A 16,106-nucleotide genomic window follows, 5' to 3' on the forward strand; every position below is an offset into this window, starting at 1 on the left:
GTTTATTCGAGAGGGCGAGTCGATGTTAGTTCACAGCGACCAGGATTACGGCGTGCTGAAGGCCGCGGAACGCGAGCTTCAGCTGCAGGCGGGGCATGTCCCCGACGCCGCATTTTATGAACGCAAGTTGCAAGCAATTTGGACGCGAGCACAACACAGCGCCCATTACGCAAACATAGGTCCTTACAGTTTCCCGGCCTTCCAGCAGTTGCCTGTAACCGCCAAGGCATTGCTCAAAGGCCAGCCGCTCGAGTTCTGCACGGTGGAACTGGGCGAGGCGGCCAAGTATTACGCCACCACCGGCACGACTGGCGAGCCGACCCCGACCCCGCGTTTGAAAGAAGACATCATCTGGAATGCTGTCAGTGTCGCCAGCCATTGGCGGGCAGTGCTGCGCCCGGGTTCGCGGGTGGCCAACCTGATGCCATCGGACATCGTGCCGGTGGGCGACCTGATCGCCAACGTCTGCGAGTACCTGGACGTTTCCCACGTGCGCCTCTATCCCTTCACCACCGGTATTACCGACTGGGAGCGGGTGTGCAACACCTTCGACACGTATCGGCCTACGGTCCTGTTCATTGCCCCCGGTGTGCTGGTGCAACTGACCCGCTACCTGAAACAGCGCGAATTGCTGCACAGCTTCGCCAAGTCGGTGCGCTCGATCATGCTGCTAGGCGAGGTCAACACCCAGCCGTTGCGTGAACGCCTGGCGCGCTGGTGGCAATGCGATGTTTTCGATGCCAGCTACGGCAGTACCGAAACCGGCACGTTGGCCGCAGTGGGCCAGGACGTGCAGATGCGCCTGGCCACTGCCACCAACTATTTCGAACTGCTGTTGCCCGACGGCAAGCTGGTCACCCCGGCCGAGGGGCTCACGGGCCGCCTCGTCGTTACGCCGCTCAACCTGTATGCACGCCCGCTGTTGCGTCTGGACACCGGTGACAGCGTGACCATCACCTCGTCTTGGCAGCCAGGCCAGGTCAGCCCGGCCTTGCTGATCAACGGGCGTGACAGCGATAGCGTCCGCGTGGCTGGCGTAGGCCTTGAGATCCGCGCAGTCGAGGAGTTGGTGTACGGCAGTTGCGATGCCACAGGTTATGTCATCGAAGTGGACCGCCAGGCCGACAGCGCCGCGCTTATCCTCGAGCGTGACGTCGTCTGGGACAGCAGCCAGGAAGCGCGCCTGCAAGCGCATTTGCTGGAGCGCTGCGAGCAGCACATGGGGCTGCGCTGGAGCCGCGTACTGTTCGTCAACAACCTGTCGGCGCTGAACAAGAGTGGCGGGTCGCAAAAGAGCTGGAAGAAGACCAACCTGCGCTTTGTCGGTGGCCAGCAATGACGCCGCCACGATTCCCTCTGGGGCAGGGCCTGGGCAACGGCCAACCGGACTTGTGGTGCACCTATGCGGCCATACGCAGCCTGGCCTGGGTTGGGCGCCTTGAGCAGGTTGATGTACCGGTATTACAGGCCTACATCCTGTCTCGGCGCAACCGCGATGGCGGCTTTGCCTGGAGCAAGGGGATGCCCTCCGATGCCTGGGCCACGTTTTATTGCACCGAAACCCTGCACGACCTGGGCGTTGGCGTTGAACAGTGCGACGAAACAGCGGCCTGGATCGCTACGCTGTTCGATGGCGACGCCTATGCCATGTGCCCGGGCCAGACGGCGGACGTGTGGGCCAGCCACTATGCGCTGCGCACCTTGATCGAAGTGTGCCATGGCCAGGTGCGGGACACCGAGCCCCTGTATGCCTGGCTCGAGGGGTTGCAGTGTGCCAATGGTGGCCTGAGCTGGTCGGCGGATTTCGCCCGACGCAACCTGGCCGACACCCGTGCCTGCTTCTACGGCGTGATGGCTGCGCGAGCGCTGGCTCGCCAGGGCTTGCCGGCGCCGCAATGGAACCTGCCACGCCTGATCGGCTGGCTGCAGGCACAGCAGATGGATTGCGGTGGCTTCCGCTTCAGCGAAGCGGCGGCTGTGCCGTGCCTGTGGGCGACCTATCGCGCCACCGCAAGCCTTGCGGCATTGCAGGCGCAACCGCTGGGCCGTCAGCGCTGCGCTGAATGGATCGATGCCTTGCGCGGTCCGACCGGTGCCTTCGTGCGCTGGGCCGGTTATGACGGTGAGGACGTCTGGGCGGCATTCTGCGCAGTGGGTTCGCTCAAGGCACTGGGAGAGCCGGTGGCGCATCTGGCCGACGGCGTGGCTGCGTTCATCGCCACGTTATCGATGCCCCAAGGCGGCTATTCCTATCGCCGGGCAGATACCGCCGCCGACGTGCTGACTACTGCGGCCGCGGTGCTGGGCGAATGCCTGGCGCCGCAGCAGCGCGGTGCGGCCCTGCGCTGGATCGAAGGCTGCCAAATGCCCAACGAGCCTGGGATCATGTACATGCCCGGCCGTGGTGCCGAGGTGCGTTGCACCAATTGGGGCCTTGCAGCAGGCGCCTTCGATGGCCAGCCAGGGCCCCGCCAGGCGATCGGCCGATGGCTGGCCTCGCTGCAGAACCCTGACGGCGGCTTCGGTTTCTGGGAGGGGCGCGGCTCTGACATGGTGTCCACCGCATCAGCCGTGTCGATCTTGCGGCAATTGGGCGATGACTGCGGCGTGGACTTGGCGGCCATCGAACGCTACGTCGCCAGCTGCCAGCAAGCTCATGGCTACGCAACGTTCCCCCGTGGCGAAGTGTCACTGCGCGCGGGGTTGCAGGCCCTGGGCTGCCTGGCCCATATCGGCAACGACGTCACTGAGGCTGCCGCCCGGTTACTGGCCGCGCACAAAGTGCGCCAGGGCGGCTTCGCCAACCAGGGGCAGCGCATTCCCGACCTGCTCAGCACCTACCAGGCCGTGGCACTGGCTGCCGACCTGGGCCTGCCTGTGGACCTTGCCCACCTGCGCTTTTTCCTCGACAAGGTGCGCGGCGCTGCCGGCCATGCCTGGTCACCCTTGTTCTTGCAAGGGGTTGATGCGTTGTCCACCTGCCTGGGCCGCCTGCTCGACGCCTTTGCCCAAGGCCAGCGTAAGCAGCTGCCCAGCTTGCAGTTGTCGTAAGGAGCCGCCATGCCCACCCTCACTGTTTGTTGTGCACCGCTGCAAGCGCTGGAGCGCAAGCGCCTGGCGCTGGCCTTTACCCGCCAGCTCAAGCAACTGGGCGCCGACACCGCCCATTGCATGGTGTTCTTTAACCCGTTACCTGAGGCCAGTGTGTTCAGCGCCGGCATGCCGATGCCCGTTGCCGACCGCGACGGCGCACCGGCGCAGTTCCATGTGCGCATCACCCTGTCACAGGCCCGCGACCGGCAGGCTCACCAGGCGCTGGCTGAAGGCCTGCACGGCTGCCTGCGCACGCATTACCCCAATGCCTTCATCTACCTGCACTTCGACCCGATCCTGCCCGAGCACGTGTTCTTCAGTGCCGGAGCGGAATTGACCAACGCTGCCCATCAACAAGGAAAGACCGGCTCGTGAACGACCTCAGCATTGAACAGCGTATCCGCCACACCCTCGGCCAGCTGCTTGGCGAGCACGTCGATGCCATCGACAAACGCGACAGTTTCCGTGACTTTCTCGGCGAACGCTTCGACAGCCTCATGGCTGTGGAAGTGATCACCGCCATCGAGGGCTGCTTCGACATCGAAGTGGACTACCTCAGCGATGATGTGCGCTTCTGGTTCGAAACCCTGGAAAAGATGGAGCAATTCGTCGGGCAAAAACTGGAAGATCAACTGACCCTGCAGGCCACCGAGTGAACGCCGAGCATCTGTTTACCACCTCCGGCTCAACCGGTGCGCCCCGGCAATGGCTGCGTAGCCAGGTGCAGATGGAGCACGAGGCGGCCCTGATTCTCGGCCGTTGGGCGCCCGATGCTCGGGAGATTTTCTCGTTCGCGCCGGTCAGCCACAGCTACGGCATGATCCTTGGCGAGGTCGGGTCGCGGGTTTTGAACGCCCAGTTGCACGCCTGCTCGCTGGAGCAGCAACGCATGCCAACGCTCGACGGGGACGGTCCGTGCGTGATTCTCGCCATTGCCAGTACCTGGCGCGTGCTGCCGGCGCTGCTGGCCCGGCTGAGCGCCCGGCGTGCGGTACTGGTGGTGCACAGCGCCTCGTTGCTGCCGCCGGGGGCTCTGGCCACGGTGCAGCGCCATGCCGGGCCACAGGTGCGTTTCGTCGAACTGCTCGGTTCCACCGAAACCGGGGCCATGGCTTACCGCGAGCTGGACGCTCACAGGGATGCAGAGCAGCCCTGGACCCTGCTGAGCGATGTGACCCTGCTCAGCCCCCCGGGCCAGCCCTGTGCGCTGCACGTGGCCAGCCCGCGCATCGCCCGCCAGCCGTGCCAGGCACACGCAGCAGCCACGCATTGCTGCGATGACCAGGTATTGGTGTTGGACGAACAGCGCTTCCAGTGGCTGGGGCGGGCCAGCAGCCTGATCAAGGTCAATGGGCTGCGCGTCGACCTGGCCCGTTTGGCAAGTGATCTAGCTCAACGCCTGGATTGCCCCAAGCTGGCCTGCGTTGCCGTGGCCGATGCGCTGCGCGGCGAAGCGTTCGAGGTGCTGTACAGCTGCGACACCCTCACCGAGCACGCGGTGTTGGAGGCATTTCGCCAACTACCGCCAGGCCATCCATGGCCGGTTGCGGTACGCCGTGTCACCGACCTGCCTTTGTCCGCCACCGGCAAGCCTCTGCCGTGGGCGGCTTCCACTTCTGTCAAGGAATACACCCCATGAACCACGTTGACACCCAAGATGCCATCGCCCACTACCTCAGCAACTGCGGCGCCGACGCCACCCACGGCCGCGAGCAGCCCGAATACCTCGGTCTGAGCCTGCGCAAACGCCATGAAATACTGCAGCGCAACCCCGCCATGGCCGCAGACTGGGCAGCGCAGTACGCACAATGGTCCGTGCATGCCGACAGCCACTACCGCTGCCTGACCAGCACCCGTGAGGTCGAGGCACCGTGGTACCGCCTGGGGGTGAAGGACACTGTCGACGTGCAAGGCTTGCCGACCCGCCTGGGCTTGCTCAGCTACCGCCACTACCCCCAGCGCAGCGCCGAGGCGCTGACCTTCCTCGACCCGCGCATCGCCCTGACCTGCAAGGTCGCCACTACCGAGCTGAACATTGCCTTTGGCGCCGGGTGCCGTAACCCGCGCTTCCCGAGCATCGATCCGTCTGGTTCCAGTACCGGTTCGGCGGTGTCGGTGGCGGCAGGGCTCTGCGATATCTCGTTGGGCACCGATGTACTCGGCTCGGTGCGCTGGCCGGCCTCGCACTGCGGCATGGTCGGCCTGCGCATGACCCAGAAGGCCGAGAGCCTGGCCGGGGTGTTTCCGCTGTCACCGCGCATGGACGCACTGGGCTGGGTCGCCCGCAGCGCCGATGACCTCGACCTGCTGTTCCCGTTGCTGGGCCTGGAGCCACTGCTCGGCCAGCAACAGCCACTCAAAGAGCGCTATCGGGTCGCCATGCTGGAGCACGCGCTGGACCCGGCGCTGACCAGTGCGGCCATGCTCGACATGCTGGGCCAGGCACGCAGCGCACTGGCAGACCTGGGCATGGCGCCCGCTGAGGTTGCCATGCCGGACCTGTGGGCCTGCCGTGGCGACGCCTGGCAGCTGTGCGCACGGGATGCGTGGCTGGCCTCGGCTGCCTGGGCCCGGCGCTTCGACTGCGAGCTGCATTGGTCGACACTCAGCGCCCTGAAAGTGGGTGAGGGCGTCAGCGACGCTGACTACCGGCGCATCCACCAGCGCATGGACAAGATCCGTTCCGGTATCGAGGCCTGGTTCGACAACGCCCAAGTGGATTTCGTGGTATTCCCCATGGACCCTAACCGGCCATTCGACCGGCGCAACCCGCAGCCAGGGGACTCGACCATCCCTTCGCCCGCAGACGAAGGTTATGAGCAGAAGATCAGCTTCACTCCGCTGGCCAGTTTCAGCGGCCTGCCGGCCATTACCGTGCCGATTTGCCTGAGCGCCGACGGCAAGGCGCCGCTTGCCGTGCAGATCATGGGCCGGCGTGACAGCGAGCGGCAGTTGCTGGATATCGCCAAGCGCCTGCAGGCCCTGACCGGCCTGCTTCCAACCCGTCGTCTTCAGGTGTAAGGAGTACAGCATGTGCGCAATCACAGGCTGGGTGGACTACACCCGCAACCTGACCCAAGCTGGCGAGGTTATCGGCGCCATGACCGATACGCTGGCACTGCGCGGGCCGGATGCCAGTGGCAGCTGGCAGCATCGTAATGCCCTGCTGGGCCACCGGCGGCTGGCGATCATCGACCTCAGCGGTGGCGTACAGCCGATGACCTACCGCTGCGCCAGTGGCGAGGAAGTCGCGCTGATCTACACCGGCGAGGTCTACAACCACGACGCTCTACGTGAGCGCCTGCGCAAGGCGGGCCACCAGTTCCATACCCGCAGCGACACCGAGGTGGTGCTGCACGCTTACCTGGAATGGGGTGAACAATGCTGTGAGCACCTCAGCGGTATGTTCGCCTTCGCTGTGTTCGACGGACGCGACGGCCACTTCCTGCTGGTGCGTGACCGGCTGGGGGTCAAGCCGCTGTACTACGCCCACCACCAGCATGGGCTGCTGTTTGGTTCGGAAATCAAGGCAATCCTGGCGCACCCGGAGTTCGCCAGTGCGCTGGATGTGGTCGGGCTGGTGGACGCGCTGAGCCTTTCTCGCGGCACGGCGCGCACGGCCTTGCGTGGGATCAGCGAACTGCCGCCGGGGCATCGTTTGTCCTGGCGGCCCAACGGGCGCCCCAAACTCAGCCGCTACTGGCAGTTGCAGCGGCGCGAGCACCAGGATGACCTGCCCGACACCGTGGCGCGCACCCGAGCGCTACTCGGCAAAGCGCTGGGCGAGCAGTTGCACGCCGATGTGCCGGTCTGTTCGCTGCTCTCCGGCGGGCTGGACTCGACCATCCTCACGGCCATGGCGCAACAGCGCCTGACGGCGGAGCAGGGGGGCAGGGTCAATTCGTTCTCGGTGGATTTCGTCGGCCAGGCCGAGCAGTTCCAGAGCGACACCTTCCGCCCGGAACGCGATCAGCCCTACGCGCTGGCAGCTGCCGAACACATTGGCAGCCACCACCAGACCATCCTCATCGACAACGGCGAACTGGTGGCCGACCCTGCGCGCAGCGCGGTGTACCGGGCCAACGATTCGGCGGCCACCTTCGGCGATGTGGACACCTCGTTGTACTTGCTGTTCAAGGCCATCGGCCGCCATTCAACAGTGGCCATTTCCGGCGAGGCAGCCGATGAAGTGTTTGGCGGCTACGCCTGGTTCCGCGACCCGCAGGCGCTGGCGGCGCAGCGTTTCCCGTGGCTTTCACGCATGCAGTTGCTGCAGCCCGAGCTGATCAACCCGGACTTTAACAGGCTGTGCGACTTTGCCAGTTACCAGGACGGTTGCTATCACCAGGCGCTGGACAGCGTCGAGCACTTGCCGGGCGACAGCCCGCAAGAGCGGCGCATGCGTGAAATCTGCCACATGCATCTGCAGCGCTGGCTGCCGATTCTGCTCGACCGCAAGGACCGCCTGAGCATGGCCGCCAGCCTGGAAGTGCGCGTGCCGTTCACCGACCATGAGCTGGTCGAGTACGTGTACAACGTGCCGTGGTCGATCAAGGGCAAGGATGGTGTGGAGAAGTGGCTGCTCAAGCAGGCCTGCGCCGATATCCTGCCAGCGGCCGTACTGCAGCGACGCAAGAGCCCTTATCCGACTTCGGCGAACCTTGCCTATGAACGGTTCCTGCGTGAGCGGGCCCGGCACCTGCTGGCGCAGGCGGGCAGCCCGGTGTTCCAGGTGATCGACCGTGTGCGGCTGGGCGCTGAGCTGCGCCAGCCCGAGGGGTATTTCAATTCACAGTTGCGCCGTAACAACCTGGAGACCGCTCTGGCACTGGATGCCTGGCTGCGCGAATACCGCCTAGCGGTGTAGTTCGTGCTTGTCGCTGCCATCCAGAATCAACGGTTGCTGGATGGTATCGACAAACCGCCGTGGCGCCCCCAGGTCGAGCATGGATATGAAACTGCCCAGGGCTGGGGAGGCGTTCTGTATGTTCCAGTTCATGTACAGCCCCATGGTCGGCGTGGGCTGGTCCTTGATCGGCCGCAGAGGGCGAAACTGCACGCGCTCGCGCAGCGTCGAGTAGGCAATCGATTCAGGCACCAGGGCAACGCCGAAACCGCAGGCCACCAGCCCGATCAGGGTATGGATCTGCGCCGCTTCCTGCACCACCTTGGGGTAGAAGCCGGCCGATTCGCACAGCGCAATCAACTGGCTGTGGTAACCGCTGCCAAGCGCTTGCGGGGTGAAGACGAAGTCCTCTTCGGCAAAATCCCGCAGGTCGACCACAGGTTGATGCACCTTGGCGTGGCTGGCGGGCAGCGCCATGACGATCTGCTCGTTGAGCAGCAATCTCGATTCGATGGTGTCTGGGGGCATCGGCAGCTTGCGCATGAAACCGATGTCCGCTTCACCGGCCATCAATGCCTTGGCCTGGGAGGCCGAAGGCATTTCGCGGATGGTCAGCCGCACGTTCGGGTAGATTTCGCGGAATTTCTTCAGGGTATTGAGCAGCGACTCGTAGTAAGCGATGGAAATGGCGGTGATGGTCAGCTTGCCGCAGATGCCCTCGGACACATTGCGGGCGTATTCGATGCCTTGTTCCAGCTCCTTGAGGGTACGGTAGGCGGTCTCCAGGAAGGCCATGCCTGCGGCGGTGAGCTTGACCCCGCGCTTGTTGCGCAGGAACAGGCTGAAGCCCAGTTTCTCTTCGAGTCGGTTGATCGCCTGGCTCAGGGGCGGCTGTGCCATGTGCAGGCGGATGGCTGCCTTGTGAAAGTGCAGCTCCTCGGCCACGGCAATGAACTGCCTGAGCAAACGTGTCTCGATCATTCTACGTTCCTTCATCGAGTCGAACGGGGGCCGGGAAAGCGTTCTCCGGCGGCCGACCCTGCAAGGCGGCCATGATAGTGCGTGGCATCGCGGCGACAAAGCCTCTGCTGTAAACGGCTCATCCGGGCTTGACATTGCCGGTCGGGGTGCATCGGAAGGTGGCGGGTCTCAGGTGATATCCAGAAGATATCAAAGTTGCATGCTTTTAATATTAAGTCATTGATTTTTTTATTGTTATCGTAAAAAAGGAGAATCGGAAGGGCTCTACAATGCCAAGCACAGACCCATTCAAAGATAAAGTCGCCATCGTCACCGGTGCCGCCCAGGGCCTGGGCCTGGATTACGCCATGGCGCTGGCCGCGCGGGGAGCGCGGGTAGTCATCAGCGACCTGGGCACTGACCGCTCGGGCGAAGGTCAGAACCCGGCGGCGGTCAGCGTCGCACTCGAAACCCTGCGGGGCCAGGGTTTCGATGTGGTCGCTCATGTCGGCCACCTGGAAAACGAAGAAGAATGCCGCGAACTGGTGGAGCTGGCCATCGCGCATTTCGGCGCGCTGGATATTCTCATCCACAACGCCGGTTGGGTCGATTACCAAGGCATCGAGACACAGGAACAGGCGTTTCTCGATCGCGCACTGGGCATCAGCGTGCACGCCCCGGTGTGGCTCGCCAAGCATGCCTGGAAGCACCTCAAGCAAGCCGAGGCACCACGCATAGTCCTCACCACCTCGGACCGCGCCATGTATCAACGCTATGCCCAGCCAGGCCTGGTCGCCTACTCGGCGGGCAAGATGGCCCAGGTGGGCATCATGAACGCCTTGAGCATGGAAGGGCTGGAACACGGCATCCTGGTCAATGCGGTCTCGCCGGTGGCCAAAACCCGGATGTGGGGCGTGACCCAGCCGCCGGAAGAGCTCAAGCCGCAATGGGTGACACCGGGCGTTCTGTACCTGGCCAGCCCGCTTTGCCGGGATACCGGGTACATCCTGCGTGCCAGCAATGGCCAGTTCACCGCCACGCGTTTCAGCGAGAACAGCGGGGTGAGCTACCCGCGTGACCTGGCGCGGGTAGAGGCTTCCAGCCTGGGCGAAGTGGCCGAACGCTGGAGCCTCATCAAGGAATGTCACTACGTGCCGACCAAGGTCGCCAACACCCGTGCCGACCTGGGTGAAAGCCCTGTGTGGGATGCGCGCACGGGCGCGTTGTATTTCGTCGATATCACCGGCGGGCGGATTCACCGGCTGCTACCGGATGGCGAGGTCGAGAACCTCTATGAATCCGCTGCACGTATCGGTGCCTTGGCACTGACCGACCAGGGCAACCTGATCTTCACCGAAGATGCCAGCGTTGCCATTCTGGATATGTCGTCTTGCAAGGTGCGCCAGTACTCGGCGCCGGTGCATCACCGCCCGAGTTACCGCTTCAACGACGGTACCTGCGACCCGCAGGGGCGCTTCGTCACCGGGCTGATGGATGAGGGGCCAAGTGGCAAGACCGGTGCGCTGCTGCGTTTCGACGGCGAACTGCACGATGTGGTGATCCATGACGGCATGGCGCTGCCCAATGGCATTGCTTGGTCGGCCGATGGCCAGACCGTGTTCTTCGTCGACTCCGCTGCACGCTCGATCTACCGCGCCGAGTATCTGCCCGAAGGGCGCCTGGAGCAGGTCAGCCTGTTCGCCGAGACGCCTGCCGAACTGGGGCGCCCTGACGGTATCGCGCTGGATCGTGAAGGCGGGTTATGGGTGTGTCAGTTCAATGGCAGCTGCCTGCTGCGCTATGACCGCGACGGCCATTTGACCGAACAGGTGGTGATGCCGGTGCCGCGCCCGACCAGTTGCTGTTTCGGTGGCGATGGTATGAGTACGCTGTACATCACCACGGCACGGGTCGGCATGTCGCCGACTGAACTGCGCCACTACCCGGACGCTGGCGACCTGTATGCGATTCGCCCGGAAGTGGGCGGCATTCCCCGCTATGCGTTCAAGGAATGAGCACTTGCCCCTGGCTGGCCGGTAATACGGCCAGTTCGCCAAAACGCTGAGCCGAGTCGATATAGCGCAACGCCGATTTGGCATCCTTCCAGCCCACGTAACTCATCAGCGACTTCAACTCCCAGCCGTTGGCCGTGGCCCAGGTGGCAAAACCGCGGCGCAGGGAGTGGCCGGTGTACAGCGCCGCCGGCACGCCGGCCCGTTCGAGCATGCGCCGCAACAGGCCGACCAGGCTGTTGCTGTTGAGCGCTGTGTCGCTCAGGTTGCCCCAGCGGTCGAGCTTGCGAAACACCGGGCCGTGGGCAATGCCCGCCACTTCGAGCCACTGCAGGTAGGCTGCGACCGGGCACAGCGCCTTGAGTGCCGGGGTGCGGTGCTGCACGCCGAGCGCTTCACGGTCACCTTTGCTGCGCGGCAGGAACAGGCTGATACCCACGCCGGCTTCGGCCTTGATGTGCTCCACGCGCAGGCGCGCCAGTTCGTCACCGCGAAACCCACGCCAGAAGCCCAGCAGCAACAGTGCTGTGTCACGCCGGGCGCGGCGCAGTGCTGGCAGGTCATGCTGCTCGTGGGCCAGCCTGGCCTCTTCTTCAAAACGCTCGACAGCCGTCTGCAGGTGCTGCAACAGCAGCGGTGCGGCCTGTTTCGGCGTCGTCGGGTGCAAGGTGCGGATACCGCGCAGTACCTGGCGTACCAGCGGTGCCTTGGTCGGGTCGGGGAAGCCTTGGCTGATGTGCCATTGGCTGAGGGCTGCAAGGCGTTGGCGCAGGGTGCTGACCGCATGCTGCCCGGCGTGATCGGCCAGGTAGCGGGCAATGCTGTCGGCAGTGGCGGGGAGAAAACCGCCCCAGTGGGCTTCGAAATGCTCGATGGCAGCCTGGTAACTGCGCCGGGTGTTGTCACGGGTGGCGGCGCGGACGTAGCGCTCGATGTCGGTCATGTGAGGGGGTGTCAGCGTGTGTTGCCGACACAATAAACCCTAATGACTGATCTGTCCTCTGACTCACCGCGGCATCGCGGCATCCATCAACTGGCGCAGCGGCGCGTACTGGGCCTGGCTCACTGGCACCAGCCCACTGGCACCCTGGGCGGTAACGAAGGCCGCCAGGGCTTCGGGGTCATCCAGCATCGCCTTGCGGATTCGGCTTTTCAGGGCCGGGCACAGGCGGGCACTGAACACGTATGGGTCGTAGTAGATCGGCTGCGACCGCCACTGCACCGTGAGCCTGTCTGGTGCCAACCCATGCCGGGCCAGATAGGCATCGGCCCGCTCGCTTGCAACGAACGCGGCATCGACACGGCCCTGCAGCAACGCGTCCAGCGCTTTGTCATGAGTACCGGCATACACCAGCGAGCCAAAGAACTGTTGCAATGGCGCCCCCACCTGGCCTGCAAATTCGACGCTGGGCACCAGGCTGCCTGAGGTGCTGGCCGGGTCGCTGAGGGCCACGCGCTTGCCCCGCAAAGGCTCGATCCCCTCAAGGCTGCCGGCGCGGGTCAGCAGCAGTGCCTGGTAATGGCTGCCTGCAGCGGTGTAAGGCCCGCCACTCAAGGTGAAGGTGGCAAAAGGTTCTATACGTGGGTCGCGGCGTTGGGCAAGCAAATAGGACGCAGGGCCGAGGCGGGCGATGTCGGCACCGCCGGAAACGATGGCATCGACCACGCTTTCGTAGGACGCGGCGATCACCAGTTCCACCGGCACCCCCGCTGCGTGGCTCAGTCGTTGCAGCAACACTTGATGCTCGCGCATCATGTCTTCGCTGCTTTTGATCGGAATGACGGCCAGGCGCAAGCTGTGGGGCGTACAGTCGGCCAGCACGCTGGTTGCCAGCAACTGGGCAAACAACAGGCCGGCGAGGGCCGTCAGAGCACGCATGGCTTTTCCTCCCTGTTGTTGAAGGGTGGGTAGTCGCGCAGTTGGGCCGGCGACAACGGTCGGCTGAAGTGGTAGCCCTGGGCGATATCGCAGCCGGCGAGTTTCAGGCACACCACCTGTTCGCGGGTTTCTACGCCTTCTGCGACAACCTCCAGGCCCAAGCGCTTGGCCAGAATGATGGTTGATGAGACGAACGGGCTGTCGTCGTAGCTGTTGGACAACGGTGCGATCAGCGAGCGGTCTATCTTGAGCTTGCTCAGTGGCAGTGATTGCAGGTGAGCGAAGCCGGCGTAGCCGCGGCCAAAATCGTCAAGGCTGATGCCCAGACCTGCTGCGCGCAAACGGTGCAGGTGACCGACAGCCGTTCCTTCAGGGTCGAGAATGGTGGTCTCGGTTATCTCCAGCTCCAATTGTTGCGGGGCGATGCCGTAGAGCTGCAGCTTGGCCAGCAGGCGGGTACTGAAATCGGCTTGGCGCAACTGCAATGCCGACACATTCACCGCAAGGCGGTTATCGCGACCGTGAGCATCCCAGCGCGCCAGTTCTTCGCAGGCCAGGCGCAATACTTCCCAGCCCAGTTCGATGATGAAGCCACTGCGCTCGGCCAGGTCTATGAAACGGTCCGGGTAGAGCAGGCCGAATTCCGGGTGCTCCCAGCGTACCAAGGCTTCGTACCCCAGCACGCGCTGGGTATCCAGGCGAATCTGCGGCTGGTAGTGCAGCACGAACTGGCGCTCGGTCAAGGCGCAGCCAAAAGCCTGTTCCAGGGCAAAGGCCTGGATGTCGGAGAGGTTCAACGATGGGTCGAAGAAGCGGTACTGGGCGCGCCCGGCCTGCTTGGCCGAATACATGGCCGCATCGGCACAGCGGATCAGGCTGTCGATGTCCTGACCGTCGCGCGGGCAGATGCTGACGCCCACGCTGGGGCTGGTATTGACTTCCTGGCCATCGAGGGCGTAGGTAGCCGACAGTTTCAGCACCAGTTCGCGTACCCAAACATTGATCTGCTCCTCGCTGCGCTCACCGGCCAGCAGCACCACGAATTCGTCTCCCCCGAAGCGCGAGGCCTCATCACCAGGCTCAAGCAGGCGCTGGATGCGCCCGGCCACGGCCTGCAGCAGCAAGTCGCCGATCTTGTGGCCGAGCGAATCGTTGATCGACTTGAAACGGTCCATGTCGATGAACAGGATCGCCATCAGCCGGCGCTTGCCACGTTGGTGGGTCAGTGCAAGGCCTGCTATTTCGACGAACTGGCGGCGGTTATGCAACCCGCTGAGATGGTCGGTGGCGGCTGCATGGCTGCTACGCCGGTGTTCGTCTTCCAGGCGCCCGATCAGTTGCTGGTTGACCTGTTGTGCGTGCTCAAGGGCACTGAAGGCTTCCTGGCGCTTGCGCAGCAGGCGCAAGGTCCAGGCCAGGCTGGCAAGGATCATCAGGGTCATGCTCAGGTTCAGCCAGAACTGGCGCGAATACGCCAGGGCAGAGGCCGCGAGGATTTCGTCGATGCGCTGGCTGACGATGATGCTGAAACCGCGCTCGTCGATACGGCGGTAAAGGCTCTGATACGAGTGGCCTGCGGCAAATTGCACCAGCCGGCCCGTCTCGCTGCCCGGTGCTGGCAGGCCGGGTTCGAAATCGTCGCCGGCCACGACCACACCGCTGGTATCGATACGCAAGCGTTCCTGGCCATCGTCCTGCTGCAGGCGCATCAGCCCGGTATCGCCCAGGTCGATGTGCTGGAACAGCACGGCGAGATAGCCAATGTCGAGCTGCACTACCAGAATGTTGTCGATTTCTCGGCCTGGTACATTGGGCAGCGGCAAGAGGAAGGGCAGGCGCCAGCTCGGCATGGCGGGCGGGGTGAAGCCCGGTTCGACGCGTGGCAGGAAGGGTTTGAAGCCGTAATGCGCGACGTGCAGCTTCAGCTGCTGCAACCACTCTTCCGGCAGGTGGGGAGCTTCATCGGTATGGCTCGCCGACAACAATTGACCGTGGCTGTCATACAGGCTCATCCGTTTGAATACCGGGTCTTCGGCCAGCACCCGGGCCAGGCTCAGGCTGCCTTGGCGCATCATTTTCATGTCGTCCTGAGTGACACGGCCTACGGCCTGGGCACGATCGACCAGTTGGCGCAGGCTTTCAGCGACAATGTTGGCGAGGTTCTGGTGCTCGGCTGCCTTGGCCGTCAGCGCATCCTGGCGTGCGGCGGTCTTCTGGCTGAAGTGCAACCCCCAGAGAAAGGTCAGGGTGGCTGCGCAGAGCATCAGGATCAAAAGGCGCAGAAGGCCTGCTGACGAGAGAAAACGGCGTATCACGACTGGTATTCCCGACCCTGGGTGAAGCCCGAAAATACGACAGTAAAATGACAGGCTAATGACTGGTGGCTATTGGCCTCTATGATTTTCCCTGTTGAGCGTTGGCCTCCAGCCCAGGCGTTTTGCCTCGTGACAATGCCCTTGAAGGTGCGGTATACCTGCTCACCACCAAGGGGAGCCCGGCAACGGGCTGAGAAACCGCTGGCATTGCAGCGCGGTGACCCTTAGAACCTGATCCGGATCATGCCGGCGAAGGGATGGGACTGCCGACCTGCCTTTTTGCCGGCCTCACTGCGAGGCCGCTCCATGCCCCACCGTAACGGCCTCGCTGTCACCCTATGGAGTGCAGCATCATGACCGAACGTTTTTCCCAAACCTTGCGCCGCCAGAACGAGGCGACCTGGTCGGCTGCAGTCGGCCACCGCTTCGTCACTGAACTGTGCAACGGCAGTGTGGCGGACCCGGTCATGGTCCGCTACCTGGTACAGGACCACCGTTTTCTCGACAGCTTCCTGACCTTGCTCGGCGCCGCCATCGCCACTGCCGATACCTTCGAGGCACGCCTGCGTTTCGGCCGTTTTGCCGGGATGATCAGTAGCGATGAAAACACCTATTTCCTGCGTGCCTTCCAGGCGCTGGATGTAAGCCCGCAGCAGCGCGCCGAACCCAAGGACACCGTGCCGACCGCAGGCTTCAAGGCCATCCTGCGCGAAGCCGCAGCGACCCGTTCCTATGCGGCGGCGCTGGCAGTGCTCAACGTTGCCGAAGGCCTGTATCTGGATTGGGCGCTGAAGGCACCAAAACCAATGCCGGACAACTTCGTCCACGCCGAGTGGATCACCCTGCATGACAACGCGGCATTCCAGGACTTCGTCGCCTTCCTCCAGGCCGAACTGGACCGCGTCGGCCCGCAGGAGCCGGCACTGGCCAGTGACTTCTACCAGCGCACCGTGGCGCTTGAGCTGGCCTTCTTCGACGCCATCTACGATCAAAAGGCCTGA

General features: G+C 63.9%; 13 protein-coding genes, 1 pseudogene and 1 riboswitch. Of the genes and pseudogenes, 10 read left to right on the forward strand and 4 right to left on the reverse strand.

All coding sequences use genetic code 11. The features are described from left to right. Positions 1 to 22: 22 nt before the first annotated feature. The 7 genes from NGJ21_RS22990 to asnB are packed head-to-tail and all read left to right on the forward strand — an operon-like array spanning position 23 to position 7,960. Positions 23 to 1,339 carry an AMP-binding protein gene (locus NGJ21_RS22990; protein WP_251962718.1) on the forward strand — a complete coding sequence of 439 codons (1,317 nt, stop codon included), beginning with the start codon at positions 23 to 25 and terminating at the stop codon, positions 1,337 to 1,339. After that, positions 1,336 to 3,051 carry a prenyltransferase/squalene oxidase repeat-containing protein gene (locus tag NGJ21_RS22995; RefSeq protein ID WP_251962719.1) on the forward strand — a complete coding sequence of 572 codons (1,716 nt, stop codon included), beginning with the start codon at positions 1,336 to 1,338 and terminating at the stop codon, positions 3,049 to 3,051. Before NGJ21_RS22990 ends, NGJ21_RS22995 begins: the two co-directional genes overlap by 4 nt. A gap of 9 nt (positions 3,052 to 3,060) precedes the next feature. Then, entirely contained in the window at positions 3,061 to 3,468 is a 408-nt protein-coding gene (locus NGJ21_RS23000) for a hypothetical protein (RefSeq protein ID WP_046786173.1), read from the forward strand. After that, the gene (locus NGJ21_RS23005; protein ID WP_251962720.1) at positions 3,465 to 3,749 is read left to right on the forward strand and encodes an acyl carrier protein; all 285 of its coding nucleotides are present in this window, start codon (positions 3,465 to 3,467) and stop codon (positions 3,747 to 3,749) included. The genes NGJ21_RS23000 and NGJ21_RS23005 overlap by 4 nt, the downstream gene beginning before the upstream one ends. Next, positions 3,746 to 4,732, forward strand: coding sequence for an AMP-binding protein (locus tag NGJ21_RS23010; protein ID WP_251962721.1), 987 nt, complete (start codon positions 3,746 to 3,748; stop codon positions 4,730 to 4,732). The genes NGJ21_RS23005 and NGJ21_RS23010 overlap by 4 nt, the downstream gene beginning before the upstream one ends. Next, positions 4,729 to 6,114, forward strand: a complete 1,386-nt coding sequence (locus tag NGJ21_RS23015; RefSeq protein WP_251962722.1) for an amidase family protein — start codon at positions 4,729 to 4,731, stop codon at positions 6,112 to 6,114. Before NGJ21_RS23010 ends, NGJ21_RS23015 begins: the two co-directional genes overlap by 4 nt. Before the next feature lie 10 nt (positions 6,115 to 6,124). Further along, a complete protein-coding gene (asnB, locus tag NGJ21_RS23020) occupies positions 6,125 to 7,960 on the forward strand; it encodes an asparagine synthase (glutamine-hydrolyzing) (RefSeq protein WP_115274767.1) in 1,836 nt (611 codons plus the stop codon). Here asnB and NGJ21_RS23025 read toward each other — a convergent pair. Continuing rightward, positions 7,949 to 8,920: a LysR family transcriptional regulator gene (locus NGJ21_RS23025; protein WP_046786177.1), complete on the reverse strand. Its 972-nt coding sequence runs from the start codon at positions 8,918 to 8,920 to the stop codon at positions 7,949 to 7,951. The two genes, asnB and NGJ21_RS23025, sit on opposite strands and share 12 nt — an antisense overlap. A gap of 269 nt (positions 8,921 to 9,189) precedes the next feature. Here NGJ21_RS23025 and NGJ21_RS23030 point away from each other — a divergent pair. Together NGJ21_RS23030 and NGJ21_RS23035 are read left to right on the forward strand one after the other, a co-directional pair. Beyond that, positions 9,190 to 9,825 (forward strand): annotated as a pseudogene (locus NGJ21_RS23030) (SDR family NAD(P)-dependent oxidoreductase); the annotation flags it as partial. Next, positions 9,805 to 10,914, forward strand: coding sequence for an SMP-30/gluconolactonase/LRE family protein (locus NGJ21_RS23035; RefSeq protein WP_371316877.1), 1,110 nt, complete (start codon positions 9,805 to 9,807; stop codon positions 10,912 to 10,914). The pseudogene NGJ21_RS23030 and the gene NGJ21_RS23035, both read left to right, overlap by 21 nt. Here NGJ21_RS23035 and NGJ21_RS23040 read toward each other — a convergent pair. From NGJ21_RS23040 to NGJ21_RS23050, 3 genes are all read right to left on the reverse strand, one after another. Then, positions 10,904 to 11,854, reverse strand: a complete 951-nt coding sequence (locus tag NGJ21_RS23040; protein ID WP_251962723.1) for a site-specific integrase — start codon at positions 11,852 to 11,854, stop codon at positions 10,904 to 10,906. The genes NGJ21_RS23035 and NGJ21_RS23040 overlap by 11 nt on opposite strands. Positions 11,855 to 11,917: 63 nt before the next feature. Further along, positions 11,918 to 12,790, reverse strand: coding sequence for a phosphate/phosphite/phosphonate ABC transporter substrate-binding protein (locus NGJ21_RS23045; protein WP_251962724.1), 873 nt, complete (start codon positions 12,788 to 12,790; stop codon positions 11,918 to 11,920). Beyond that, complete coding sequence (locus tag NGJ21_RS23050) at positions 12,778 to 15,105, reverse strand: bifunctional diguanylate cyclase/phosphodiesterase (protein WP_237858459.1); 2,328 nt, start codon at positions 15,103 to 15,105, stop codon at positions 12,778 to 12,780. The genes NGJ21_RS23045 and NGJ21_RS23050 overlap by 13 nt, the downstream gene beginning before the upstream one ends. A 161-nt stretch (positions 15,106 to 15,266) precedes the next feature. Beyond that, positions 15,267 to 15,380: riboswitch (TPP riboswitch) on the forward strand. A 78-nt stretch (positions 15,381 to 15,458) separates the two neighbouring features. Here NGJ21_RS23050 and NGJ21_RS23055 point away from each other — a divergent pair. After that, complete coding sequence (locus tag NGJ21_RS23055) at positions 15,459 to 16,106, forward strand: TenA family protein (RefSeq protein ID WP_196996336.1); 648 nt, start codon at positions 15,459 to 15,461, stop codon at positions 16,104 to 16,106.

Origin of the sequence: Pseudomonas sp. Marseille-Q5299, from assembly GCF_943737035.1 — a bacterium.
In the GTDB taxonomy this organism is placed as follows: Bacteria; Pseudomonadota; Gammaproteobacteria; order Pseudomonadales; family Pseudomonadaceae; genus Aquipseudomonas; species Aquipseudomonas putida_E.